Source organism: Parabacteroides chongii (assembly GCF_029581355.1).
GTDB lineage: Bacteria > Bacteroidota > Bacteroidia > Bacteroidales > Tannerellaceae > Parabacteroides > Parabacteroides chongii.
Window position 1 is genome coordinate 4,646,208 of record NZ_CP120849.1, and the last position, 24,852, is coordinate 4,671,059.

The 24,852-nt window shown below is 45.1% G+C and carries 22 protein-coding genes; 6 read left to right on the forward strand and 16 right to left on the reverse strand.

The window, feature by feature from the left end; translation table 11 throughout:
• Positions 1 to 2: 2 nt before the first annotated feature.
• From hisC to P3L47_RS17665, 7 genes are all read right to left on the reverse strand, one after another.
• Positions 3 to 1,034: a histidinol-phosphate transaminase gene (hisC, locus tag P3L47_RS17635; protein WP_122360056.1), complete on the reverse strand. Its 1,032-nt coding sequence runs from the start codon at positions 1,032 to 1,034 to the stop codon at positions 3 to 5.
• Positions 1,031 to 2,311 (reverse strand): histidinol dehydrogenase, encoded by a 1,281-nt coding sequence (gene hisD, locus P3L47_RS17640; protein WP_122360057.1) that lies wholly within the window; start codon positions 2,309 to 2,311, stop codon positions 1,031 to 1,033. Before hisD ends, hisC begins: the two co-directional genes overlap by 4 nt.
• Positions 2,312 to 2,325: 14 nt before the next feature.
• Complete coding sequence (gene hisG, locus P3L47_RS17645) at positions 2,326 to 3,177, reverse strand: ATP phosphoribosyltransferase (RefSeq protein WP_122360058.1); 852 nt, start codon at positions 3,175 to 3,177, stop codon at positions 2,326 to 2,328.
• 258 nt (positions 3,178 to 3,435) lie between these two features.
• Positions 3,436 to 3,753, reverse strand: coding sequence for a DMT family transporter (locus P3L47_RS17650; RefSeq protein WP_122352747.1), 318 nt, complete (start codon positions 3,751 to 3,753; stop codon positions 3,436 to 3,438).
• A 7-nt stretch (positions 3,754 to 3,760) separates the two neighbouring features.
• Entirely contained in the window at positions 3,761 to 6,316 is a 2,556-nt protein-coding gene (locus tag P3L47_RS17655; RefSeq protein WP_277781598.1) for a M1 family aminopeptidase, read from the reverse strand.
• A gap of 4 nt (positions 6,317 to 6,320) precedes the next feature.
• Positions 6,321 to 6,776, reverse strand: a complete 456-nt coding sequence (locus P3L47_RS17660; protein WP_277781599.1) for a DUF4268 domain-containing protein — start codon at positions 6,774 to 6,776, stop codon at positions 6,321 to 6,323.
• 88 nt (positions 6,777 to 6,864) lie between these two features.
• Complete coding sequence (locus tag P3L47_RS17665) at positions 6,865 to 9,726, reverse strand: M16 family metallopeptidase (protein ID WP_427910574.1); 2,862 nt, start codon at positions 9,724 to 9,726, stop codon at positions 6,865 to 6,867.
• A gap of 263 nt (positions 9,727 to 9,989) precedes the next feature.
• On the opposite strand from P3L47_RS17665, the gene P3L47_RS17670 reads away from it, so the two are divergent.
• Genes P3L47_RS17670 through P3L47_RS17695 form a run of 6 tightly spaced genes read left to right on the forward strand, consistent with a single transcriptional unit; the run spans position 9,990 to position 14,860 of the window.
• Complete coding sequence (locus tag P3L47_RS17670) at positions 9,990 to 10,856, forward strand: hypothetical protein (protein ID WP_277781600.1); 867 nt, start codon at positions 9,990 to 9,992, stop codon at positions 10,854 to 10,856.
• A gap of 26 nt (positions 10,857 to 10,882) precedes the next feature.
• Positions 10,883 to 11,062 carry a hypothetical protein gene (locus tag P3L47_RS17675; protein ID WP_147382970.1) on the forward strand — a complete coding sequence of 60 codons (180 nt, stop codon included), beginning with the start codon at positions 10,883 to 10,885 and terminating at the stop codon, positions 11,060 to 11,062.
• Between the two features lie 27 nt (positions 11,063 to 11,089).
• Positions 11,090 to 12,448 carry a hypothetical protein gene (locus tag P3L47_RS17680; RefSeq protein WP_122360062.1) on the forward strand — a complete coding sequence of 453 codons (1,359 nt, stop codon included), beginning with the start codon at positions 11,090 to 11,092 and terminating at the stop codon, positions 12,446 to 12,448.
• A gap of 14 nt (positions 12,449 to 12,462) precedes the next feature.
• Positions 12,463 to 12,939, forward strand: a complete 477-nt coding sequence (locus P3L47_RS17685; protein ID WP_158585842.1) for a S24/S26 family peptidase — start codon at positions 12,463 to 12,465, stop codon at positions 12,937 to 12,939.
• Positions 12,940 to 12,947: 8 nt separating this feature from the next.
• Positions 12,948 to 13,241: a PqqD family protein gene (locus P3L47_RS17690; protein ID WP_158585843.1), complete on the forward strand. Its 294-nt coding sequence runs from the start codon at positions 12,948 to 12,950 to the stop codon at positions 13,239 to 13,241.
• Entirely contained in the window at positions 13,238 to 14,860 is a 1,623-nt protein-coding gene (locus tag P3L47_RS17695) for an ABC transporter ATP-binding protein (RefSeq protein WP_277781601.1), read from the forward strand. The genes P3L47_RS17690 and P3L47_RS17695 overlap by 4 nt, the downstream gene beginning before the upstream one ends.
• 18 nt (positions 14,861 to 14,878) lie before the next feature.
• Here the strand turns inward: P3L47_RS17695 and P3L47_RS17700 are convergent, their stop codons facing one another.
• The 9 genes from P3L47_RS17700 to P3L47_RS17740 all read right to left on the reverse strand — a co-directional run bounded on the left by P3L47_RS17700 (position 14,879) and on the right by P3L47_RS17740 (position 24,841).
• The gene (locus P3L47_RS17700) at positions 14,879 to 15,964 is read right to left on the reverse strand and encodes a nucleotidyltransferase family protein (protein ID WP_277781602.1); all 1,086 of its coding nucleotides are present in this window, start codon (positions 15,962 to 15,964) and stop codon (positions 14,879 to 14,881) included.
• Positions 15,939 to 16,361, reverse strand: a complete 423-nt coding sequence (locus P3L47_RS17705) for a helix-turn-helix domain-containing protein (RefSeq protein WP_158585844.1) — start codon at positions 16,359 to 16,361, stop codon at positions 15,939 to 15,941. Before P3L47_RS17705 ends, P3L47_RS17700 begins: the two co-directional genes overlap by 26 nt.
• Complete coding sequence (locus P3L47_RS17710; RefSeq protein WP_122360067.1) at positions 16,339 to 18,693, reverse strand: GumC family protein; 2,355 nt, start codon at positions 18,691 to 18,693, stop codon at positions 16,339 to 16,341. The genes P3L47_RS17705 and P3L47_RS17710 overlap by 23 nt, the downstream gene beginning before the upstream one ends.
• A 29-nt stretch (positions 18,694 to 18,722) precedes the next feature.
• Positions 18,723 to 19,532, reverse strand: a complete 810-nt coding sequence (locus tag P3L47_RS17715) for a polysaccharide biosynthesis/export family protein (protein ID WP_277781603.1) — start codon at positions 19,530 to 19,532, stop codon at positions 18,723 to 18,725.
• Between the two features lie 89 nt (positions 19,533 to 19,621).
• Complete coding sequence (locus tag P3L47_RS17720) at positions 19,622 to 20,017, reverse strand: HU family DNA-binding protein (RefSeq protein ID WP_277781604.1); 396 nt, start codon at positions 20,015 to 20,017, stop codon at positions 19,622 to 19,624.
• On the reverse strand, positions 20,017 to 21,234 hold the full coding sequence (locus tag P3L47_RS17725) for an OmpA family protein (RefSeq protein ID WP_277781605.1): 1,218 nt from the start codon (positions 21,232 to 21,234) through the stop codon (positions 20,017 to 20,019). The genes P3L47_RS17720 and P3L47_RS17725 overlap by 1 nt, the downstream gene beginning before the upstream one ends.
• A 4-nt stretch (positions 21,235 to 21,238) precedes the next feature.
• The gene (locus tag P3L47_RS17730; protein WP_277781606.1) at positions 21,239 to 22,486 is read right to left on the reverse strand and encodes an OmpA family protein; all 1,248 of its coding nucleotides are present in this window, start codon (positions 22,484 to 22,486) and stop codon (positions 21,239 to 21,241) included.
• A 52-nt stretch (positions 22,487 to 22,538) separates the two neighbouring features.
• Positions 22,539 to 23,681 (reverse strand): non-hydrolyzing UDP-N-acetylglucosamine 2-epimerase, encoded by a 1,143-nt coding sequence (wecB, locus tag P3L47_RS17735; RefSeq protein WP_277781607.1) that lies wholly within the window; start codon positions 23,679 to 23,681, stop codon positions 22,539 to 22,541.
• 11 nt (positions 23,682 to 23,692) lie between these two features.
• The gene (locus P3L47_RS17740) at positions 23,693 to 24,841 is read right to left on the reverse strand and encodes a capsular polysaccharide biosynthesis protein CapF (RefSeq protein ID WP_277781608.1); all 1,149 of its coding nucleotides are present in this window, start codon (positions 24,839 to 24,841) and stop codon (positions 23,693 to 23,695) included.
• Positions 24,842 to 24,852: the final 11 nt, after the last annotated feature.

Consider the following 24,852-nt stretch of genomic DNA (forward strand, 5'->3'; position numbering starts at 1 on the left):
GCTTACATATTTTTTAAAGCCTTCAACAAGGCGTCGTTTTCTTCCGGTGTACCGACTGTGATGCGCAGACAACCGTTACACAACGTCACATTATTGCGGTTACGTACAATAACGCCTTTCTTTACCAATTTATTATATACGGAATCGGCCTTACCTACATTCACCAAAATAAAGTTGGCGTCGGTCGGGTACATTTTCTGAACGATCGGCAGTTCCGGCAAAGCCGCCTGCAGACGGATACGTTCAGACATGATACGGCGCAACTGGTCCAGCATCTCCCGTTCGTTGTTCAACAGCTCCAATGCCTGCTTCTGTGTCAACATATTGACATTGTAAGGATATTTGATCTTGTTCAAAATCGCTACAATTTCAGGAGAAGCAAATGCCATGCCCAGGCGGAGACCGGCGGCACCCCAGGCTTTGGATAGCGTCTGCAGCACGATCAGGTTCGGGAATTTCTTCAATTCCGGAAGAAAAGAAGACTCTGCCGAGAAATCGATGTAGGCTTCATCCAGGACAACGATCCCTTCGAAGTGATTCAATATCTTATAGATCTCCTCCCGGTCCAGGCTGTTTCCCGTCGGATTGTTGGGAGAACAGAGGAAGATTATTTTCACCCATTCGTCCACTTCGTCCAGCAAAGCATCTGCATCCAATTCGAAATCGGAGGTGAGATTAACCTTTCTGAAATCGACATTGTTTACATTCGCCGCCACTTCATACATACCGTAGGAAGGTGCTATGCTGACGATGGTATCGATTCCCGGCTCACAGAAAGCACGGATCACGAGGTCGATCGGTTCGTCGCTGCCATTTCCCAAAAAGATGGAATTGCGGTCAACGTCTTTCAGCTCGGCAATCCGGTCTTTCAGTTCCCACTGCAAAGGATCGGGATAACGGTTATAAGGCTCGTTATAAGGATTCTCGTTCGCATCCAAAAAAACAGATGCACTACCGTGAAACTCGTCTCTTGCAGAAGAGTATGGTTTCAATTCCCAAATATTGGGTCTGACAAGGTCTTTTAAATCCATCATATTGTTTTCAATCTTATTGTTACTGCATTACGGTGGGCATCCAGCTGTTCGTTACCCGCCATGACCTGGATGGTTCCACCTAAACTCCTGATACCTTCGGCAGTGATCTCCTGGAAGGTTATTTTTTTGATAAAGCTATCCAGATTCACGCCGCTGTATGCTTTGGCATATCCGTTGGTGGGAAGCGTGTGATTGGTGCCTGAAGCATAGTCGCCGGCACTTTCCGGTGTATAAGGACCCATAAACACACTGCCGGCATTCTCGATCTGTTCGGCGATATGCGCGTAGTTCTTGGTCTGTATAATCAGATGCTCCGGAGCATACATATTGGTGAAATCGATCACCTCCCGTTCATCCTTCAACACGATTATACGACTGTGTTCTAATGCCTTTTCTGTAATTTCCTTACGGGATAGTTCGGATAACTGACGGCTGATGGCATCGGCAACAGGAGACACCATGCTTTCGGCGGCTGTAACCAGGATAGCCTGGCTGTCGGCTCCATGCTCTGCCTGCGAAAGGAAATCGGCGGCAATGAAATCGGGGTTGGCTGTCTCGTCGGCAATCACTTCTACTTCGGAAGGACCTGCCGGCATGTCGATAGCGACATCTTTCAGGCTGACAAGCTGCTTGGCTGCCGTTACATATTGGTTTCCGGGACCGAATATCTTATAGACTTTGGGGACGGATTCCGTTCCGTATGCCATAGCGGCAATCGCCTGTATACCGCCTGCTTTAACTATTTTGCTGACACCGGCTGTACGGGCTGCGAAAAGGATGGCGGGGTGTACCTTGCCTTCTTTATTCGGAGGCGTACATAAAACGATCTCCTTACAACCGGCGATATGGGCCGGAACAGCCAGCATCAAAACGGTAGAAAACAGAGGAGCCGTTCCTCCGGGGATATACAGACCGACTTTCTCGATGGCAACAGCTTTCTGCCAGCAGGTCACGCCGGGAGTCGTTTCTACTTTATGTCCCGTGAAACGTTGGGAAGCATGGAACTTTTCGATATTGTCCTTCGCTGTGCGAATGGCCTGCTTCAATTCTTCGGAGACAAGTTCACAAGCCTCTTCTATCTCGGCTTCCGATACCTGAAGATTCGCCAACGTTACTTTGTCAAACTTCTCTTCATATCGTTTTACGGCAGCATCTCCTTCCTGGCGCACTTCATCCAGTACGGTACGAACCGTATCGAATAAAGTCGTCACATCCAGCGCCGGACGCTTGACCAGAGATGACCAATCTTCTTTTGACGGGTATTTTATTATTTCCATAACAACTATACTTTCTATAAGATCATTTTCTCAATCGGGAGAACCAGGATGCCTTCTGCGCCCAACGCTTTGAGCTTTCCGATGATTTCCCAAAAATGTTTCTCTGCAATCACTGACTGGACAGAAACCCAGTCGCCGTTTGCCAGCGGTGTCACTGTCGGGCTTTTCATACCCGGCAATACCTCTATGATCTCATCCAGCTTGTCTTTCGGAGCATTCAGCAATACATATTTCTTTCCTTCAGCTACCTGGATCGCTTCAAAACGGAACAGGAGTTCATCCAGGATAGCCAGCTTTTCTTCCGACAGGTTATTGTTGGCAATCAGAAGCGCTTCGCTCTGCATGATCACTTCCACTTCCTTCAACTGGTTGCTGACCAATGTGCTGCCCGAGCTGACAATATCGAAAATAGCGTCAGCCAGACCGATACCCGGAGCTATCTCGACCGAACCGCTGATCACATGCAAATCCGCCTTTACCCCTTTTTCCTTCAGATAAGCCTTCAGTATCTCCGGATAAGAAGTAGCGATAGTCTTTCCTTCGAACCATTCTACGCCCTGATACTCTTCATCCTTGGGGATAGCCAGGGACACACGGCATTTACTGAATCCCAGCCGTTTCACCAGGCGGGCTTCTCCCCCTTTTTCAACATATTCGTTTTCGCCTACAATACCTATATCAGATACTCCGTTTGCCACAGACTGAGGAATATCATCGTCACGCAGGAACAGCACCTCTACCGGAAAACCTTTTGCCGATAAAAGTAAAATACGTTTCCCTCTGTTCAGTTTGATACCTGCTTCTTCCAATAATAGCATTGTTTCGTCGTATAAACGACCTTTCGATTGTACTGCAATTCGTAACATGTTTATTTTTTATTTTAATAATTATATTCTTTCCGAAAACAAAATAAGGCTTACCGAATAACGGCAAGCCTTACTTAGATTATATTATGCGTATCCACACACCTCACAGCCCACCGAACTATTGCCCGTTGTAATGATGATGATGGTGATGTGATACTTTTCTTCTCATTTGTTGTTTTATTGATGCCACAAAGTTACAATAATAATTGAAAATGCAAATAAAACTATCAAAAGATTAGCGATTCGGCAAACTTTTTTCTAGGATGCCAACTTTATACCGATAATCCCGCATATCACCAGCATGGCAGAAAGGATACGCCATATACCTGCCGAATCCCCGAAAATAAAGATGCCGATCAATAATGTGCCGACCGCCCCGATACCGGTCCAGACCACATAAGCCGTTCCGATCGGAATGGTCCGTTGAGCCAAATATAAAAAGTATCCGCTCAGCGCCATCGAAATGACAGCTACCGAAAGATAAAGAAAACGTGATCCCGTTGTCTGCGCCAGTTTCATACCGACAGGCCAGCCTATTTCAAACAGGCCGCCCAGCAATAAATAAATCCATCCCATAATTACATCAGTGTTTTAATCTATATAAATGATCGGCTTGTTGCCGTATTTTATTAGCCAGCATAGGCGGATAGTCCGGATGATCGGCAAAGAATGCATCGACCTCTGCCCTCGCCTCCGCGGACGTGTGGCCGGAAAGCAGCGCACGCGTCCAGGCTGTCGGGAAGAAGATATCGCCGGTACGCTGCACTTCCTGCAGGATATCCAAAGCCGGACGAATATAGTTTATCGCTTCTTCCTGCCTGGAGGAGTGATTCAGGTTTGCCAATGCAGCGGATGCCCACGGTTCGACACGACGGTTCTCTGCAATCAGCAAGGAAGCGAAGACACTGTCGCGTACCTCTTTATGAGGAGAAACGGAAGGCGAAATGAATGCATATTCCCGTTTCCGGTCCGAATTGGTGATACGCGATTGCTGCATAGCGATAATCTCATCGGCCTGCTCCGGAAGATGGAGCGCCAGCGAGTAAGAAAGACTGATATAGTCGCTCTCACTCAGTGCACAGCCCGCCGGAGCCTGTTCCTTTTTCCATATAGCATATAATGCAGCGACCGATTCCGGCGACTTCGCCAATGAACGATACGAGCGGAAAGCCTGTAAACGGTGCTGCGGAACGGAGGAAGTCGTCACGATCTGCCATAACGTCTTTTCCAATGGAGCAACATCCGTCTGATACAGCCGCTGGCAATTGCCGATATAACCCAAAGCGGCAGAGAATAGCAACGAGTTATTCTCCTCCGGCAAATATTTCAGCATAGCTTCCATATAAGAAGCTGGCGAAATAGTCCGGTTCAACAGGTTCTCATACAAAGTGACCTGGATGGAGCCTCTCAGCAGTTCCTCTTTACAAACCGGGAGATAGGCAGCACAAGCCTCCGCATCCGCTTCGCTCAAACGGAAAAAGCCATATCCTTTTCCATCTATATTCGGGACAATGAAACTACCCTCTTGCGGGAGTCTTTTCAGTTTCTTTCGGAAGGAATTTGAATTTCTCCCGAGAGAAACTGAAATTTCTTCCGGATCCCCATTTTTCGGGACAATCCGGAAAGAGAGATCCTGCGGCCAGTTCAGTCCCCGGTCGAACGGGTCGTTTTGCGAGATAACCAGGCTATCGCCAACCAAAGAAGCCGTGATTTCAGGCATGCCTTTTTCATTCACCCATATATGACTCCAGGTTTCGAGATCGTCATCCGTATATTTATCCAGGATAGTGATCAATCCCTCCCAAGTTGCATTTCCGTAAGCGTATGTTTTCAGATATTCCCGGATTCCCTGCCGGAAAGCATCTTTTCCCATCTTCTTGATAAGCATCTCCAGTACGACGGGCGATTTGTCATAGATAATGTTGCCATACACCAAACCGGCATTGCGCAAATTATCCAGGTCCTGCTTGATGGGATTCGCACCGGCTGTACGGTCTTCCGAATAAGCCGGCGGGATATAATTCTGCATAAAGTTCAAGGCATGATTGACATTCGGATACAACGGCTCGACAATCTGGGAGGCAAAATAGTTGGCAAACACCTCTTTCGTCCAGACATCGTCAAACCATTTCATCGTCACATAATCGCCGAACCACATATGCGCCGTCTCATGGGCAATCAGGGCACTGCGGCTCAACTGCTCATTGAGTGTCGGATTTTCATTCAAGAACATCCGGCGGTCCGTATAGAACGTAGCTCCCGTATGCTCCATGCCGCCGAACTGGAAGCCGGGAAGGATGATGAGATCGTATTTGGCAAACGGATACGGAACAGCCGTATACTCCTCCAGCCACGCCAAGGCATCGAAAACCTCGGAGGCGATCTCCGGACATTGAGCTATTTTCTTAGGGTCTGTCTCACGATGGTAAATGGAAATCTCCCTGTCCTCCCGCGTATACGTTTCGCGAACGAACTCTCCGGCTGTAAAGGTAAACAGATAGGTACTCAACGGCTCCGTCTCCTTGAAAGAGATGATTTTCCGGTCCGGAACAGAGAGCGTGTCGGTCTTCCCTATCGCACCGTTGGTGACAGCCTGCCAGGTTGCCGGGACCTCCAGTGTCAGTGTAAACAAGGACTTCATGTCCGGCTGGTCGAAACAAGGGAAAGTTGTCCGCGCCCTGTCAGGCACCAGCAAAGTATACAGAAATTCATCCCGCCTGTTCAAAGACTGGTCCGCCGGGGTGAATGCTATATCTATTTTATTTTCACCGACTTTACTCCGGTCTGCCGGGATAATAATATGTTCGTTCTTCACTTCATAAGGCACCTGCTCGTCATTCAGTCGTACAGAAGCGACCTGCGAAGCCTCTCCTCGAAAGTCTATAATGATCGGGAGCTTCTCTTTCAGAAACAGCCGGATCACAGCCTTTCCCCCGACCGGTTCCTGCCTGGACTCCGGAATGGAGAAAAACAGATCGTATTTCACCTGCCCGAAATGTTCTTTCCTGAACTGAGCCAGTTCATGGCTCACGCCTGCTTCCTGCAGGACAACGTCTTTCTGCTGTGTTGCACAGGCTGACAACAGGCCCACAGCTGTTATTCCTACCACTTGAAAAATAATATGATTTGAATGTGCCATCCTTTTACTCTCTCAAATATTCTGCTATCGACATAAAATTGCGCTCCAGTAAATACATTTGCGACGCCATAAAAGTAAAAAATTCTCCCCAATCCTGTTTACGGTGAAAATCGATTCCTTCCTTGGCTGTATAAATTCGGGCGACTTCTTTTCCCGTCTCCCGGACAAAACAAATATCCCAGATCAGTCCTTCGGGGAAATCCATCTCCAGCGTTTCCTTATACCAGGTGAGACGTTCGTACATCTCCAGGCGAAGTTCTTCGCTCCGGTGGTTCACCTCCAGGATCACATAAGCACCGCTGCGGCTGATATCGAACTTCAACTCGACACCTTTGACTTTAGTATCGTATAAAGTCCATATTTTTTTACGCCCCCGCAGATAAGGCTGTACTTCACAATAAGCGGCGAAACTTTCCCAAAACTCCAGTTTCAGGTTCTTTAATTCGTCTTTACTATACATCTTTTTTAGTTGACAATTGACAGTTGACAGATGACAGTTAAAAGAAGGAGCCAAAAACACCTGTCCACTGTTATCTGTCAACTATCAACTATTTATAAATATCTTTTTTCCTCAATCTGATAACTTCTCCATATTCCGCCAGCTTCTTCATATCGATACGGCTGGAATTGCCCACTATCACATAGACAACCGGCTTCAGACGGACATTGTGCCTGTAAAAACGGACAATATCCTGCATATCCATCTCCGAAAGGTCGGCCAACAAGGCTTCATTCGGATCCCGGTCGAATCCGCTTCTCCGGAAATAGGCAACCTTTTCCGACAGTTCCCTGAAAGAGGGGAAATCATTATTTACCTGATTGATGATCGACTGCTTGACTGTTTCGATCCGCTCCGGTTTTTCCGGCATTTCACCGATCAGCGATTTCATCACTTCCATGGCATCCAGCGTCTTGTCGCTCTGTGTGGAAAGCATCGTGACAAACTCTCCCGCCTTTCCCGGCAACTGATGGGGCGGTAACAGATAACGCCCGTTCACCCGATAGGCAAGCGAGCGGAACTCCCTGATCTCCTGAAACATCAAAGAGGACATATCTCCGCCGAAATAAGCAGAGAACAGCCGGGAAGCATGACGCGACCAGGCATCATCCGTCACTTCTCCTTTGGCAAAGCCGTAAACGATACTTTGCGAGGCTGTCGGCATATCCATAAAATACACAACCGGTTTATCATATGCTTTTGCATCCCGATAGTAGGGTTCTTTTACCGCAACAGTGATCTCCTGCAACGGAAGCGTCGCCTTTATCTGCTCTGCAACCTGACCGGCAGGCAGTGTCCCGCAATAATGCAAATCGCATTCCATCCGGCGGACGTCTGCAAAAACGTTCAGCAAATCCTTTCCTTTCAGCTTCTTGATCTCTGAAAGGGACAATTTTTTAAGGAACCTCGATTGTTCGCCATACTTCACCATTTCCAACATGGCAAGGGCAATGTTATCGCTCGATTCGAAGAAAGCCTTCTCTATCACTTTAGCTCCATTTATTACCTGGCGTATCTGTTTATCATCGGCTTTTACATGCGCGATAAAATCACCTGCCAGCTTTACGGTCTCTTCAAAATGCTTGTCAAAACCGGTAATGCGGACAATAAACTGTTTCTCGTTTGCATCGAAAGACAGCGCGCTGCCCAGCACCTGCAACCGCGTCCGGAACTCCTGGTACGACAGGGAGTCCGTGCCCAGGAACTGCAGATAATTTGCCAGAAGCATTAACCGGGGCTGTTCCAGCATCCCGATCTGATACACCATATTCAGCGTAAATATATCCGTAACCGGATTTGCCGTTGCATATAAAGTAGCCAATGGAGTGAGCTGGCTTATCTGTACGTCTTTCCCGAAATCGATAAAACGCGGGGCAACCGTCTGCACGGGCAATTGCTCCAGCCGTTTGGCATATTCGGATGATGCTTCCGAGTTTTTAGGAACAACCGGATTGAAATCAGGCTTTGCCAGGTTGTCTTTCGGGTATTTGCCTGTTGTTTTAGTGACACACAAATAGTTATCACTAAAATATTTACGGGCAACACGGATAACATCCTCCCGCGTCAGAGCTTCGATCCGGGCTACTTCCTGCAGATACTCTTCCCAGCTTTTACCCTGCGAATACAGCGACATCAGTATACGGGCACGCGAGTCTATATTTTCCAGGTCGGAAGCGTACTGGCGGTGTTGTTCCTGTTTCAGGCTATTAAATATTTCGTCACTGAAATCTCCCTCTTTTACCCGGTTTATCTCTTTCCATACTAATTTTTCCGCTCTGCCGTATGTCTGAAACATCAGCTTCGGGATAATGGCTACTGCCAGTATTCCGGCCTCGTTCATGCTCTCGTTCATGGCCATCGAAGCCATGATCTTCCTGTCGACCATCAGTTTGTCGAGAAAGCCGGTTCCGTTTGCATTGTTCAGCATATTCACTGCGACAGCCAGTGCGACCTGGTCTTCATGATTGGCAGGGACACCACGGAACCCCAATCCCATCGCCTTTACCAAAGGGACAGGAAATTTTATTTTCATTATCTCCTTCCCCTTGAACGGTGGCAGAGCAACAACTTCTTTTTTAGGAGCTTCACCCGGACGGATGCGCGAAAAAGTCTTTTCAAGAATGGGCAGTACAGCGTCCGAGTCAAAATCGCCACTCAAAATCAAAGCCATATTGGATGCCACATAATACTCCTCAAAAAACTTCCGCATCTCTGTCAGACGCGGATTCTTCAGATTCTCCGTGCTTCCAATGATCGGATAGGCATAGGGATGCGGTGCGAAATAGCGGGCAAGCAAACGTTCCATAACTGGACCGCCGATAAAGTCGCCGTACATGTTCTTTTCTTCATAAACAGTCTCCAGCTCGCTTTGGAACAGGCGGAAGACAGGATTCAACAGGCGTTCGCTGTTTATTTCCGCCCATTGCTCCATATATTGCGGGGAAAAAGTATTGAAATAGATGGTGGCATCATAGGAGGTCGCGGCATTCAGTCCTGAGCCGCCATATTTGGAAATCAGACGATTGAACTCATTCGGGATCACATAATCGGACGAGCGGATACTCAGTTCGTTTATCTCTTTCTGAATATCGGCACGGGCTGCTTCATCTTTTGTCCGGGCAAGTTTGTCATATTTCATGACAATAGAATCCAGGAGTACTTTCTCTGCTTCATAATTCACCGTACCGATCTTGTCGGTACCCTTGAACATCATATGTTCGAAATAATGGGCAATCCCTGTGTCCGGACAATCTTTCGCCCCGGCCTTCACAACGACAGCTCCAAACACCTTCGGCTGACTATGATCCTCATTCAGCCAGACGGTCAATCCATTATTTAGTGTATGTTCTTTTACTTCAAGCGCTTTTGTATTCTGAGCGGTTAACAGATTTGTACCAGTTGTAACTAACATCATCGTCAAAAATGCTTTCATGGTATATTTTCACCATCATTTATGACTTACAAAGATAGCTCATTCCCACAAGTAAATAGGATTTGATAAGATATTTTTGGACTATTCTTTCAAATCTGAAGCATAAAACAATATTCCCCGCTCCCTTTCTAGAAAATGGGACTGCGTTTTCCTTTTATTAAGACACCTGCTACTTTATAAAACTGTATCAAACTCATATTTATTCTTTCCTTTGCGGAACAATAATGAAAGCGAACACTAGTATGCAATATCTGAATATCGCAGGTTTTAATATATTATTGGATTTTGACTTCAACCCCTTTCTCGAAATGAAGAATTTTATCCCCTTCATCGGAAAAAGCCAGGAGAAGCAAGCTACAGACCTGTGTACCATCTCTGTCGATCCTGGCAGAGAAATAAAAGATATACCCGTATTCGTGTATTCAACCACCACAGAAACAGGTTCCTATGGTATATATCAAAACGATGATTTGAATATAGTCATATACCAGTCTGCCGAGTCAGGCAACAAATACCGGTTGCTGGCCGACAAAACATGGAAAGAACTCACAATCGACTTTGTTCCGACCACAAGTGCCGAAAGTCCGACTGTCTTAAATCTGTTTCTCATGTTGGCCTTTATTTACAGCTCTTCATTTCATGATACAGTTCTGATTCACGCGTCTTCCATCAAAAAAGAAGAAGAGGGATTTGCTTTCTTAGGCCCTTCCGGAATCGGCAAAAGCACCCATTCCGACCTGTGGCTGAAATACATCCCCGGTTCTACTTTATTGAACGACGACCAGCCGGCAGTTCGTATAATAGGAAACATACCTTATATATATGGCACTCCCTGGAGTGGAAAAAGAGACTATTATCGAAACGAAAGATCTCAGCTGCAAGCCCTCTACAAAATGGAGCAAGCGAAAGAAAACCGCTTGAAGCGATTGTCTGCCATTGACACATTCCGACTTTTACTGGCCTCCGCATCTATGATACGCCACGACAAGCCGACTTTCAATGCGATCAGTCAGACTTTGGCCCGACTTGCAGGAACCGTTCCTGGCTACCATTTGCAATCAAGGCCAGAACGAGAAGCTGCCGAAATGTCTTACAACAGAGATAGATAATTGTTTAATTTTAATACGAATAGAAAGTGAAAAAGAAAAATTTAAAAATGTACGAGAAACCAAAAGTGGAAGTCGTAGAAATCCACTTGAATGAGTGTATCGCTGGTAGTGGTGCTGTTCAAATTTCTGCAGGGAAATTCGAACGTCACAACTTTGGAACAGGAACAGATGGGAATTCTCCTTGGGAGCATAATTGGATCGATTAATAATTTAAACAAAAACATTACGAATTAATGAAAACATTTATCAAAACATTAGTAATTAGCAGTCTGTCGTTGTCCATGTTTACTGCATGTAGTAACGATATGGATGATAATGGAAAAGGAACTGATACTCCCGATATAAAATGGACAAGTGTCACGATGCAACTTGCGAATACTGCTCAAGGTTTTGACAATAAACAAGACTTGCCTCTAACAAAAACGGGAAATGGAGAAATATGGCCAGAATCAACACCATTAAGAAGTAGCGACGAACAACTTCAAGCTATTTATCCATTAGAGAACGTAGGACATAAGATTTATTTAGTAAAGGTCGATAATGATAATAACTGTATAGCAACAGCAACTCAAGTAAATGAAAATGATTTGACATTGACTTGGAAGCTATCACTTTCCACTGATTCAGATAATTCAATTTCGATAAAAGGAGAAGGTGAAGATTCAGATTGCAATAATCCTATTAATTTAAAACAGGGGGATAAAGTATATTTTGCTTCCACAAAAGATATTACAAAAGCTACTGCTAAGAAATCAGATGTTTTGACCATCCCGGGAGGTGATGTATATGCCCCTATTGGTGATATCTTATTTATTAGTGAAGCAGCCTTATTCGTTAATATCGACAATGAACAGATTATATTTGAATCTGAAAATGCTATAAGTACAGGCCAAAAAGACCGATATGAATTACCTATATCATCAGAAGATACTCAGGAAACAATGAGTATGATTCATTTGGAACGTGCTACAACATTATTAAATGTACAACTTGCTATCAAAACAGAATCAGGGAATTCAGCAAATAACGCTGATTACATCAAAGACTACCTTAATCAGGTAGCAAAGAAAGAGTTAATTACAGATATAAATAAACAATTCCGTGCTCGTTTCTTCTTTACTGGTTATCCTAATGCATATGACATGACAAGAACAGCACCGATATCGGCAAGCACTGATGAATATACAGCCATTAGCTATAGATGGTGTTCTCCTGTAAACGAAATGGATTTTCCATTAGTCAGTACAAGTAGAAAGTTCTCCGGTTTCAGAGATATGTCCCTTCCTTATATCACTCCACATGATTTCAGAAATAGTAACAATCAAACTATGATTTATATGACTTTTGAAATTTTGGATACAAACGGGGAAACTCCTTTATATAGAGGTACTATTGCGGGAGAATTCGCCGCAGCCGACATCATGGCAAGAAACACAAATGTTGTTGTATTATATGCCCTAAATGTATCTGAATTAGGAGGTTTATTAAGTAGACCTATTTCAAAATCACTTGTCACCCGTTCTGCTGTTGAAGATGAACTGTTCGGTACAATGATAGATGCTGATGTTGAATTCGAATATTTAACCAAATAACGCACAAACATATCATGGAGCTCCCCTCCTCTACCCGTATCATCCAGCTGCCGAATGAATTAATCATTCAAGAAGTGGCAACATGTTTACGTAAAGGACAAACAGCTACCATACGTATAAAGGGGAACAGTATGTTCCCCTTTTTGCGCCATGAGAAAGACGCCGTCCGGCTGCAATCCATTCATCCGGACCAACTCAGATGCGGGCAAATCGTATTATTCAAATACGGTCCCGTTTATCTCTTACACCGGATTATCCGTATCGAAGCCTCACAGCTTTATATCCGCGGTGACAATCGAGTCGGATTTCCACTTGAAATTGTAGACAAAGATGCTGTCGTAGGATACGTCACCTCCATCCAGCGAGGAACCCGATGGATGCCTCCCGAACACTTCGGATGGCAACTAATCTCCTCCCTCTGGATACACTCATATCCGCTACGGCTCCGACTCTCAGGCTTAAAAAAATACATTCGAAAAATCCTAAAATAATCAAACTCATGAAAACCTTTAAACTTAAACAAGGCTATAAAATACAAGAAATAGCAGAAGAAAAAGTCCTTTTCCCTGTCGATATGGCCAATGTGGATTTCACCAATATGCTCGTGCTCAACACCACCTCCACCTTCCTGATTCAAATGCTGCTCGAAAAAGCATACAGCAAGGAAGAGCTGGCAACAGCCCTGGCCGACCAATTCGACGTAGATCACTCTACCGCCGAATCCGATATCGAAGAACTGATAAACACCCTGCAAAACTTACATATCCTGGATACCGACATCCAAGAAGCATGAAGCAGATACTCTACTATTTCTTCCATCTTTCCAAAGGCTTTCGGAAAGAGATAATCAGACTCATTTCCGTGGGAGCAATCGAAGTTGCGCTCTCGCTTATCATCGTATGGTTTTCCAAACGGGTAATCGACACCGCAACTCACTCACGCGAAGGGGCCTTACTCCCGCCCCTGCTCCTGCTCGGAGGCTGTTTCCTGCTCTCCATTATCTGCCGGACGTTCCTTTCCAGATGGTCTGTGCTTCTGCAAACCCGTCTACAAAACACCCTGCTCCACCGTTACTTCTCCACCCTGCTCCATGCCGAGTGGAAACCGGCGCAAGCCTTTCACAGCGGCGATATCATGTCGAGGATGCACACCGATATCAACGACGTAGTCAATACCTTCGTCACCGCCATTCCCCAGGTCATCCTGATGCTATTAAGCCTGTGCGGAGCATTCTACTTTCTATACACGATGGAGCCCATCCTGGCCGGTGTCATAGTCGGAATGATACCCTTCATCCTGTTGCTCAGCAAGGCCTATTTCAAGAAAATGCGAAAACTATCGACTGAAATCAAACAGTCGTCCAGTCATATCAAACAATTCTTCCAGGAATCCATCCAGCGTAGCGAAATAGTAAAGGCACTCCGCTTCGAAAACCTGCTCCTGCGCCAACTGGACAACCGCCAGTCGGACTACATCGGCAAGGTCAGACAGCAGAACACCTTCTCAATCTTCTCCAACCTGGTACTGTCCGTCGGTTTTCTGTCCGGCTACCTGGTAGCCTTCACCTGGGGCGTTTACAGCCTCCAAAGCGGTGAAATCTCATTCGGCACCATGACAGCCTTCCTGCAACTGGTCAGCATGATTCAAAGCCCGGCTCTCGGTCTGGTGCACACCATCCCCGGCTTTATCACTGCCTACACATCAGCCGAACGCCTGAAAGAAATCAATTCCCTTCCGGAAGAGACACAGGAAGCTTCTCTCCGCCCAATAGACTGCACGAAGCTGCAACTTCAACAGGTCGCCTTTTCCTACACGCCGGAAAAGCCTGTCCTGACAGATATAAATATGGAATTTCGCTCCGGCGAAATCACTGCCCTGGTCGGTCACAACGGATGCGGCAAGACAACCCTGCTCCGCCTGCTTCTGGCACTGGTATCTCCCTCCCAAGGCCATATCACCCTGACAGACAGCCAGGGCCACATCCATACAATCGGAAAACAGACCCGTATCAATTTCTCATACGTGCCACAAGGAAACTACCTTTTCTCCGGCACGGTACGCGATAACTTAAAAGCAGCAGCCCCCTTAGCTACAGACGCCGAACTTTTGCAGGTATTGAAATCGGTCTCTGCCGATTTCATCCTGCAAACAAAAGAACAATTAGATTTGAAATTAAGAGAAGGTGGAGAGGGCTTGTCCGGTGGAGAGACACAGCGCTTGGCCATCGCCCGCGCCCTGCTTTGCCCGGGAAAAATCCTCTTATTAGACGAAATCACTTCTTCCCTGGATGAACAAGCCGAACGAGAAATCCTGGCTTTACTCAAAAACAATGTAAAAGATAGGATTATTATATTGGTATCGCATAAGCGACAGGTGGTGGAGTTGTGTGATAAGGTGTATTCGTTGGAGTGAAGTTAGTTGAAAGGTAAATTAGTGTAAAAAACGTTCTTTTAATTTCTTTTTTAATTGTAGAGTAAATAATGGCGATAAAATTAATATATATTCTAATCTCTCTATATGCCGCCAAACCTGTTTTAATACCTGAAAAAACGGGTTAGTACTCTTATTCCAAATACTAAAATGCTGCACTCTTCTTTTTCTTTGTCCAAAATTACCACTTTCTAAAATCTTAGCCCATAATACATTTTTTATCAATTTATCTTTAAAATCCAATAACCAAGAAGCCGGAAGATCTACTAGGTCAGCACCTATATACTCAAGACCCAAAACTGTAAACACACGTGCAAATCGTTCCATTCCATCTTTCCTGAGCTCTTTCGTTATATAAACATAATTCAAATCCGGATATTGCTTAATAAAAAGTACCCAATCACACAGATGTCGCAAACCGATCCCACCATTAAAAAGATGCTTTGCCGCATGCTTCAACAACATAATTGCATTTTCCTCTACTCCCGGAATACGATATAAAATTCCCTCTCTCTTTATAAGTATACTTTTTCTATTTTGTAAAGAAGATTGGCTAGAACTATGTGAATAATGTAATTCTACCAATATATCCTGAATATAAATAAGATCATGTTCGGGATCAAACTTTATCTCTCCCCATTGTTTCAAACACTTTAAAGCCTTGTCATACGAATCCGGTATATAAAGATCCAAATCACCAGTCATTCTCAACAAAGGCTGCGGATAAAGAAGCGCAATGCCAATTCCCTTCATCACAATCGGGTAAACTCCGGCCTGTTCCAAACTGGCATTTACTTCGGTCCAGACACTCCGGATTTTCAGATTATATCCCTGAATAGCCTGTGCCTCCGCCATCCAGGAGAAAAAAAGTTGCCGGGGAGGACGAAAAGCCTTCGGCAAACGTTCTACCGCCACATAACAGATGCCTGTTACTGCCTGGTCGTGCACCGCTTCCCATATCACCATCCACTCCGAGGCATCCAATCCCTCAAAAAAGGAAACATCCGGCTCTTTATCCCATATCCCGGATTTTATCAACTCCAGAAAGGCTGCTTCCGCCTTATTTTCCATAGAACGCTTCATCATCAAACTCCTCAAATTTTAAATGAGTAAATTCTTTCCCTGCAAAATCAGCCCGCACGCTCTCCGGAACACGCCCGTATTCATTTTTAAAAATACGATAAAAGGTACTTCTCGAAAGAATCCCGCACTGGTTCGCAATATAATCGATCTTATAGTTGGGATTCTTCACTAATAAATAACAGGCATATTTCAGTCTCAGATGGGTCAAATACCGATAGAAGGTCTTTTCACGGCTAAAAGAACGAATTGCCATCGATAGATATTTATCATTGCTTCCGCATGCGGAAGCAACCGCCCGCAAAGAAATAGCGGGCGATCTGAAACGCAGTTCCTGTATCATGTATTTTTTAAACACATGATAGATCAACTGCAATGTTTCAATCTTTACTTCCGTAGCCATAAGTATATCCTTTTCCGTAATAACCATATCCATACCCATAGTTATAACGGATATCTACGCCATTCAATAAAATAGCCATATTTTTCAGCTTATTGCTTTTATACAGCTTTTCTACCTCCGGTAATAATCGTTTGTCCATATATCCGGCACGCAATACATAAAGTGTCAGGTCGGCTACACGGTTAACGATAATTGCATCCGCAATCATATTAGAAGGCACATTATCCAGTATCACGTAGTCGTAGCGCTCTTTCAACCATTCCAACAAATCATCCAGCCGCTTACTGCGCAGTAACTCCGACGGATTCGGCGGAATAGGCCCATTATACAAAACGTCCAGGTTCGGATAATACTTTCCTTTTTCCAGAAGATTATCCAGGTTCGTTTCCTTTCCCGACAGATAATTGGTAACCCCAGCCTCATGTTTATGACCAATGCGTTCACTCAGAGAACCTTTTCGGATATCCAAATCGACCAACACGACTTTCTTGCCTCCGGTAGCCATACTTACTGCCATATTGATTGACAGAAATGTCTTGCCGGCACCCGGATTAAACGAAGAAAAGACAATCACCTGCAGACGGTTTGTATTCACCTCCATAAAATCCATATTTGCTCTCACAATACGGAAAGCTTCAGATATGGCATCACGTCCATTTTCCGACACATAAATCTCATGTTCTTTCCGTCTATGCTTTTTCGGAAGCAAAGGGATCTCTCCCAATATCGGAGCGGTCAGCTTTTCTTCCAGTTCCCTGCGACTGTTTATCTTCGTATTCAGACTAAAAATCAACCAAAGGATTAGTCCCGGTAAGGCAAAGCCCCCCACCAAAGCAGCAAGCAAAATCATAGATGTTTTCGGAGCTACCGGCATATCGCTACACATAGCCGGATCGATCACACGTGCATTACTTGAAGTAATCGACTGCGACAAGGCATTTTCTTCACGTTTATTCAACAGATACAAATACAAAGCTTCCTTGATTTTTTGCTGACGCTCAACCGATAATACATACTTCTGCTGAGAAGGGACAGCCGAAATACGTCGGTTGGCCTGCCTTTCTTGCTGCTCGATACGCTGTAACTGTGCATTCAGACCGGCAATCAGGTTGTCGACCGTGCGCACAATGGTCTGCCGCATAGCCGACAATGAACCATTCAACTCCTGGATAATCGGATTCTTCTCGCTACTGTTTTCCTGCAATTTGTTTCGCTTCAGCAACATTTCGTTGTATTTGCCGATACTCTGCTCGATATTCACATCCGGAATACCGGTATTGGAAGGAATCAAATCCCGTTCATGCTGCGGGTCATGCAAATACTCTTTGATGGAACGTGCCAGCGATAACTGATTCTCCAATCCCAGCCCCTCTTGTTGGTAAAGGTTGGAGTTTTGCAGATAGATACCTGTTTCCGACACAATATCCGTCAACAGGTTTTCTTTCTTAAACGTTTCGATTTCCGATTCCACGCCTCCCAGCTCCTGCTCAATGATAATCAGACGCTCATTGATAAAATTGGATGTATTGATCGCTACCTGATTTTTGTCGTTAATCGCATCTTCATTATACACAACGATCAATGTATTGATAATATCTTCCGCTCTCGCTTTAGATACATCTTCAATAGCCAGATTGATAATAGAAGCTTTCTTGTCGGCCAAATAAGCACGCAGACCGGCGTTGCAGGCTTTCGCTACCTGAAGCAAATTATACTTCGTGACAGTGACCGGCACCGAATAATACATCTTGGAATAATATAAAGTAGGCGTAACGACCACCTTTCCCACAGGCGTTTCTACCGTATCCTTCAGAGCCACCTTCTGCTTCCATTCCTCATCGTCACCTTTCCATCCGGCAAGCATAACCGTTTTATCGTCCAAAGGTGTCACCACCATTTGTAAACTGCTGGTTTCTTCGGCATCCGGAAAGCGAAGGACAACAGGAGATTCCTTGTACAATTCAATCTCCCGAAGACCGGCTTCCACCCTGTAAGAAATGTTCAGATTCAAGCGACGGACCACCTCTATCATCAGGTTACGGGATTGAAACACCAACACTTCATTATCCACACTGCTTTTGGTATTCAATACATTCAAATCCTCAAAGGCCGCAGCCTCACTGGCCAGACTTGTTCCCTTCGAATCATTCTTGATTAAAACGGAAGCGACACAGGTATATATCTTGGCAGTGCTTTTCACATAATAGACTGCCCCCCCGAGGAAAACCATAACCGACAGGACAAACCAATACCAGTAACGCTTGAACATGTACCACAAGTCTATCAGGTTCAAAGCATTTGTCCCATCTTCTATTAGTTCTTCATTCTTCATTATCGCAATAAATTAAATTATACTCGTTCTCATTTTGTCAATGTCACAACCAAAGAAGCTATGGAAACCAGAATAGAAGCGGCAGACAACCATACTCCTACCGATTTGTTCTGGTTGATTCCACTCTGTTCGGCTTTCACCTTGTTCGGCTCTACATACACGATATCGTTCTGTTGCAAATAATAACAGGGAGAGTTGAAGATATCGGACGAACGAAGGTCGTGAAACAGAATAGTCCGCTTTCCATCCTTCTCACGGATAACGGCTACCCGGTCACGACGACCATAGATAGTCAGATCGCCAGCCATACTCAATGCTTCCAGCAATGTGACCCGGTCGCTGGAAATATCAAACGATCCCGGACGGCTTACCTCACCCATGACTGAAATTTTATAGTTCAGAAACTGTACGGTTACAATCGGATCCTTAATTAAGTCTTCGCTTATCAGACGCTCCTTAATCATCTCAGTCAATTGCAGGCGGGTTAACCCTGCAACATGCAGTTTACCTAGAATCGGGAAATCTATATTCCCGTTGACATCCACCAGATAACCCAGTACACGCTGTGCACCGGGACTTTCACTTCCAAGCTGATACGACACCAGCGGCATATTAAACGGCAGCGCCAACTCCGGATTCTTACTATTCACCATAATCGACAATAAATCGTCGTTATGGATAAACACTTCGTATTTCTGCTCGATTTCCTGTTGCTTTAAAGGAACAACATCCTGCAGATAGACAATCTTCTTTGAAGACCTGCAGCCCGTGAAAAGTACTGCCACACACACCAGTGCTACAGCCAACAGACCCAACGAATGGTAATTCTTCGTTCTCATAACAAATAAATAAAAGTTTAATATTAATTCCTGATATATTCCGTAAGTCAAAGTAAACCAACGCCGGCAGCCGATGACTACCTCTGTCCTCATTCTCTGCCTGCTCCTTCTGAGTCTCCTCTCTCCTTATGAGGGAAACGGAAGTGATGCTGATCTGTATGAGCTACAGCCTCTTCCTCGACTGTATCGGGATTCTCTTCGGCAAGAACGTTGTTGTTCAGAGCGGCCAGCAGATATACGCCGGGCTTGAATTTTACACTTATGCGCGGAGCGATCATGCAGGGAAGCTCTGCTCGTATATTACGTCCCGGACGGGCGGATTGATACCAAGGTTCCAGTGAACCAAAGCCATGGATACTGAAACCGCGACCGGCTTTCAACTCTTTTGTCGCCACATCTGCTAACGTATTGACGACCAACCTGCTCGTTGCCAATGGCAACGAGCAGTGTTTTGCTAAATAAGATACCAGTTGTTTTTTTGTCATTATTGTTCTATTGCAAAATTAACCGTTTGGTTATCTTCCATGTGATCAGATACGGAACCCATGTCTTTCACACGTACCACCAGACGCGACGGCTGTATGGAATAGCGGTTGATCAGGATGTTTCTGACACGTTCTGCACGTTTGCGAGCGACTCTGTCGCTTGCCTGATGGCTGTTACCGATAACTGTAATCTTGTAGTTTGTATGCTCTTCCATGAAATGAGCCACCTCGAAGATATTAACCTGTTGCAATTCTTCATTGTAGGTATCTTTTTCAGGGAAGAAGACAACAGCCGGAATCAGCAGTTCGCTACCTGTAGCGACGTGAGTAACAGTACGGTGAACCGTTTTTGAATGTTCGGTGTACTCACGACGTATCTTGCTTACGCTGTTGTTTAACGCAGCATATTGTTCCGTCGGAACAAGGCGTACGACCTGGAAGCCCTGCTTTCCGAAGCGCCATTTTAAACCGACCAATCCGGAGAAGAAGGTATCGAACTGGTTGCCTTTCCCGATCTCGCCGTCGAAGGTAGCGCTGGTAATGGAAGAACTGATCTCCGCATTGACGGCCAGGCGGTCTGTGATATTATATCCTGCGATAGCACCCAGACGCAAGGCAATCTTGTTCTCCTTACCCATACCGTGCCAACGCATATTATAAAGGTAACCCAAACCGGAATAAGCCTCGAAGTCCCAACGACGGTCGAAACGCTTCTGTTCATGGAACAAATTATATAAGTCGACCATCAAATCCAGATTCACTTCCAGATATTTCATCTTCTGCTTGTAGCCATCCTTCGTATCGACTCCCTGCGATTCCAGGTATTCGCGTACCGGATCATTACCGTCGCTCCAGTTGGCATACTGCTTGTAGATACCCGGAATACCCGTATTCCAACCCGTAAGACGCATACCACCAAAGCTCAAACGAAGACTCAGATTCGGATTCAAATCCTTTCCGATACCGAGCAAGAATCCCGGAGACAGACGCTTGCCGACAGACAGATGGTTATCATCTTCGGCACACATCACACGACCGGCAAACGAACCCTGTATATAGAAATTGCTCCAGAAAGAAGATACATATCTGGTCTTATAGTCCACTTCAAGCGTATCCATCATAATAGTAGACTCCACGCGAGACTCCACGCGCTTTTCTTGTGCATATCCCCCTGCCGACACAGCTGCCAGGAGAAGTATCAATATTGTCTTTTTCATCCTTTTACTTGTTTTCTGTTTCGTCTTCGATTATTTCCATCACTACGGCACGGTTCCAGCGGTAGTCTTCTTCGTAAGCCCGTTCGATATCTCCTTTCGCAGAAGTCTGCAAGCGGTCAGGGTCGATATTGAACTCTTTCACCAGACAATCCTTCACGGCTTTTACACGGCGTTCGCTCAACTTCATGTTGTAGGCCGGATAGGCAGTTTCCCTATCGGCATAACCGCATAGCTTCAGTTTAGCCTTCGGATGTTCTCTCAAATAATCGACAACCAGGTGGATGTTGGTCATCTGATCTTCTTCGATCGTAGACTGGTCGATCAGGAAACGAACAGGAAATTCGGTCACCAATGATTCCGGTTCGGCAGCCGGTACTTCCACCACAACAGGGGCCGGCGTGTAATAAACGCTTTCCAGCACAACCGGGTTCACCTTTGTATAACGGTTGAATTTCTGTCCTCCGAACTTATAAGTGATACCAATGCTCAGACCACCGTAGCCTTCTACGGTACGGTTCGTTTTGGAGGAAAGGCCGCCAATCTGTCCGTCAAAGGATTCATCGACGATAGTTCCCTGCAACTCGGCTATCAATGAAAGTTTATCGCTCAACTTCACATCCAACTGTGCACCGGCATTCAATGAAAATGAGTTATCCGGCGTGATTCCCTGCTTCTCAAATGTATGCGAGAAACCGGGTCCCAGGAAAAGATAGAAATTGACCGGTTTCTCGTCTCTTGTGAACCAACGCACCACATTGCTCATCAGGTTCACCTGGAAGTCCATGTAAGCGAACTGACGGTGGAACCAAGTTTCTCCATTTTTCTCCGAGAAATAAGGCTTAGCCTCTTCGGGTATCACCGTATGGTCAGGCACCTTATCGAACATGTTGTAGAAAGCAAACGGATAAGAATGTCCGCACAGCTTTCCGGCCCCCACCTGAAAACGGAATGCCCACAACGGAGAAAGCCATTTACCTACTGATATCTGCCCCATGGGCTGCATGCGCTTAATAAAGCCTTCATACTCCCGATTCGCCTCTGCTGCCAAACCATTCATACCAATCGCTCCACTGATAAACCAGTTGGAAGAGCGGCCTCTACCGGCCACAACAATGTCTGTCGAATCGCCCAACTCACTGATAATGTTGTCTAGTTGGGCCACCCGAACGGTGTCAGTTTTAACCTCCTGTGCCCTCGTTGCGTATGGTAGTGCTAGCAAGAGGGTTACAATACAAACTGCTTGTTTAATCATATTACTAATTTTATGTTAGATAGATTTATTTTTTAGTTTCATGACTTTGGTTTTAATATTTTCTCCAAACCATCTTATTTACGACTCCGGTATAGCTTTGTATCAGTTTAACAACCTTCACCGATACATTCTCATCCACATAATTGGGAACAGAGATTCCCAAAGCGCCATCCTTATTCATTTCGACCGCCACATCTACAGCCTGCAAGACCTGTTCGGTCGTAATACCAGCCAGGATAAAGTTCCCTTTGTCTAATGCCTCCGGACGCTCCGTACTGGTACGGATACATACTGCCGGAATCGGATTACCGACAGACAGGAAGAAACTGCTTTCTTCAGGCAGTGTCCCCGAATCAGATACTACGGCAAAAGCATTCATCTGAAGATGATTGTAATCATGGAATCCTAAAGGTTCATGCTGAATGACACGCGGATCGAACCGGAAACCACGTTGTTCGATATATTTCTTTGAACGAGGGTGACAAGAGTACAGGATCGGCATATCATACTTCTCGGCCATCGCATTTACCGCATTCATCAGGTTGAAGAAGTTTGTTTCCGTGTCGATATTCTCTTCCCTATGGGCAGACAGTAAAATATATTCTCCTTTCTTCAATCCCAAACGTTCCAGAACATCGCTAGCCTTGATCTTTTCCAGGTTATTATGCAATACCTCTGCCATAGGTGAACCGACTACATAGGTACGTTCTCTCGGTGTACCGGCAGCATTTAGATACCGACGTGCATGTTCGGAGTAACACATATTGACATCGGCTGTCACATCCACAATGCGACGGTTTGTTTCCTCCGGAAGACATTCATCGAAACAACGGTTACCCGCCTCCATATGGAAGATAGGAATATGTAAACGCTTCGCCCCGATAACCGACAGGCAAGAATTTGTATCTCCCAGCACCAGAACGGCATCAGGCTTCACCTCCACCATCAATTTATACGATTTGGCAATGATATTTCCTATTGTTTCCCCCAGGTCCACACCCACTGCATCCAGATAATAGTTAGGAGCACGAAGTCCCAAGTCATCAAAAAAGACCTGATTCAATGTATAATCATAATTTTGTCCGGTATGGACCAGGATTTGATCGAAGTATTGATCGCATCGCTTAATAACGGCAGCCAGACGGATAATTTCCGGACGGGTACCGATTATAGTCATTAATTTTAGTTTGCTCATAGTGTTATCTTTTATACTTTCTCAAAATAAGTATCCGGACGATTCGGATCGAATGGTTCGTTAGCCCACATAAAGGTCACCAACTCCTCCGTATCGGATAAATTGATGATGTTATGAGTGTAACCGGGAATCATTTCGACCACTTCTATCTTTTCACCACTTACTTCGAAGTTGATGATTTCATCTGTTCCAATCTTACGAAGCTGAATCAGACCATGGCCGCTTACGACCACAAACTTTTCATTTTTGGTATGATGCCAATGTTGCCCCTTAGTTACCCCTGGTTTAGAAATGTTCACAGAGAACTGACCACGATCCGGCGTACGGATAATCTCAGTAAAACTACCGCGGTCATCTGTTTTCATCTGTACCGGATAACTGAATTTCTCTTTCGGCAAATAAGACAAATAAGTTGAATAGAGTTTCTTCGTAAAAGAATCGCCTAGATTAGGTACACTCAAGTTCGCAGGCATCTCTTTAAAAGAATAGAGCAAATCGACAATGCCTCCTAGCGTAATCGTATGAACGACCGGTACTGCACAATAATCTCCTTCATGATGTTCATTACCAGATAAAGCAGCAATCAATTCGTCTACCACATCATCCACATAGACCAAATTCATCACCACATTCGGATCATTTACCTGGATAGGCAAGTCATTAGCAATATTATTACAAAAAGTAGCCACAGCACTATTGTAATTCGGTCTGCACCATTTTCCGAACACATTCGGGAAACGATAAACCAATACTTTCGCTCCGGTTTCTTTCGCATACTCGAACAACAGGTTCTCTCCTGCCCTTTTCGATTCGCCATACGGATTATCCAATGCCGCCTGCGTAGATGATGAGATCATCACCGGGCAAGTATTGTTATACTTTTTCAATGTGTCCAGCAAAGTAGAAGCAAAGCCGAAGTTACCCTTCATAAATTCCGCCTGGTCTTTCGGACGGTTCACACCCGCCAGGTTAAAGACGAAATCAGCTTTCTTACAATAGACATCCAACTCAGCCGGATCGCTGTCTATATCATATTCGAAGACCTTTAGATCAGTTCCCGAAACAGAATAATTCCGGGCTTTCCCTGATTGGATATTATGGAGTTGGGAAACAAGGTTCCGACCGACGAACCCTTTGGCGCCAGTAACTAATATGTTCATTACATTAAAAT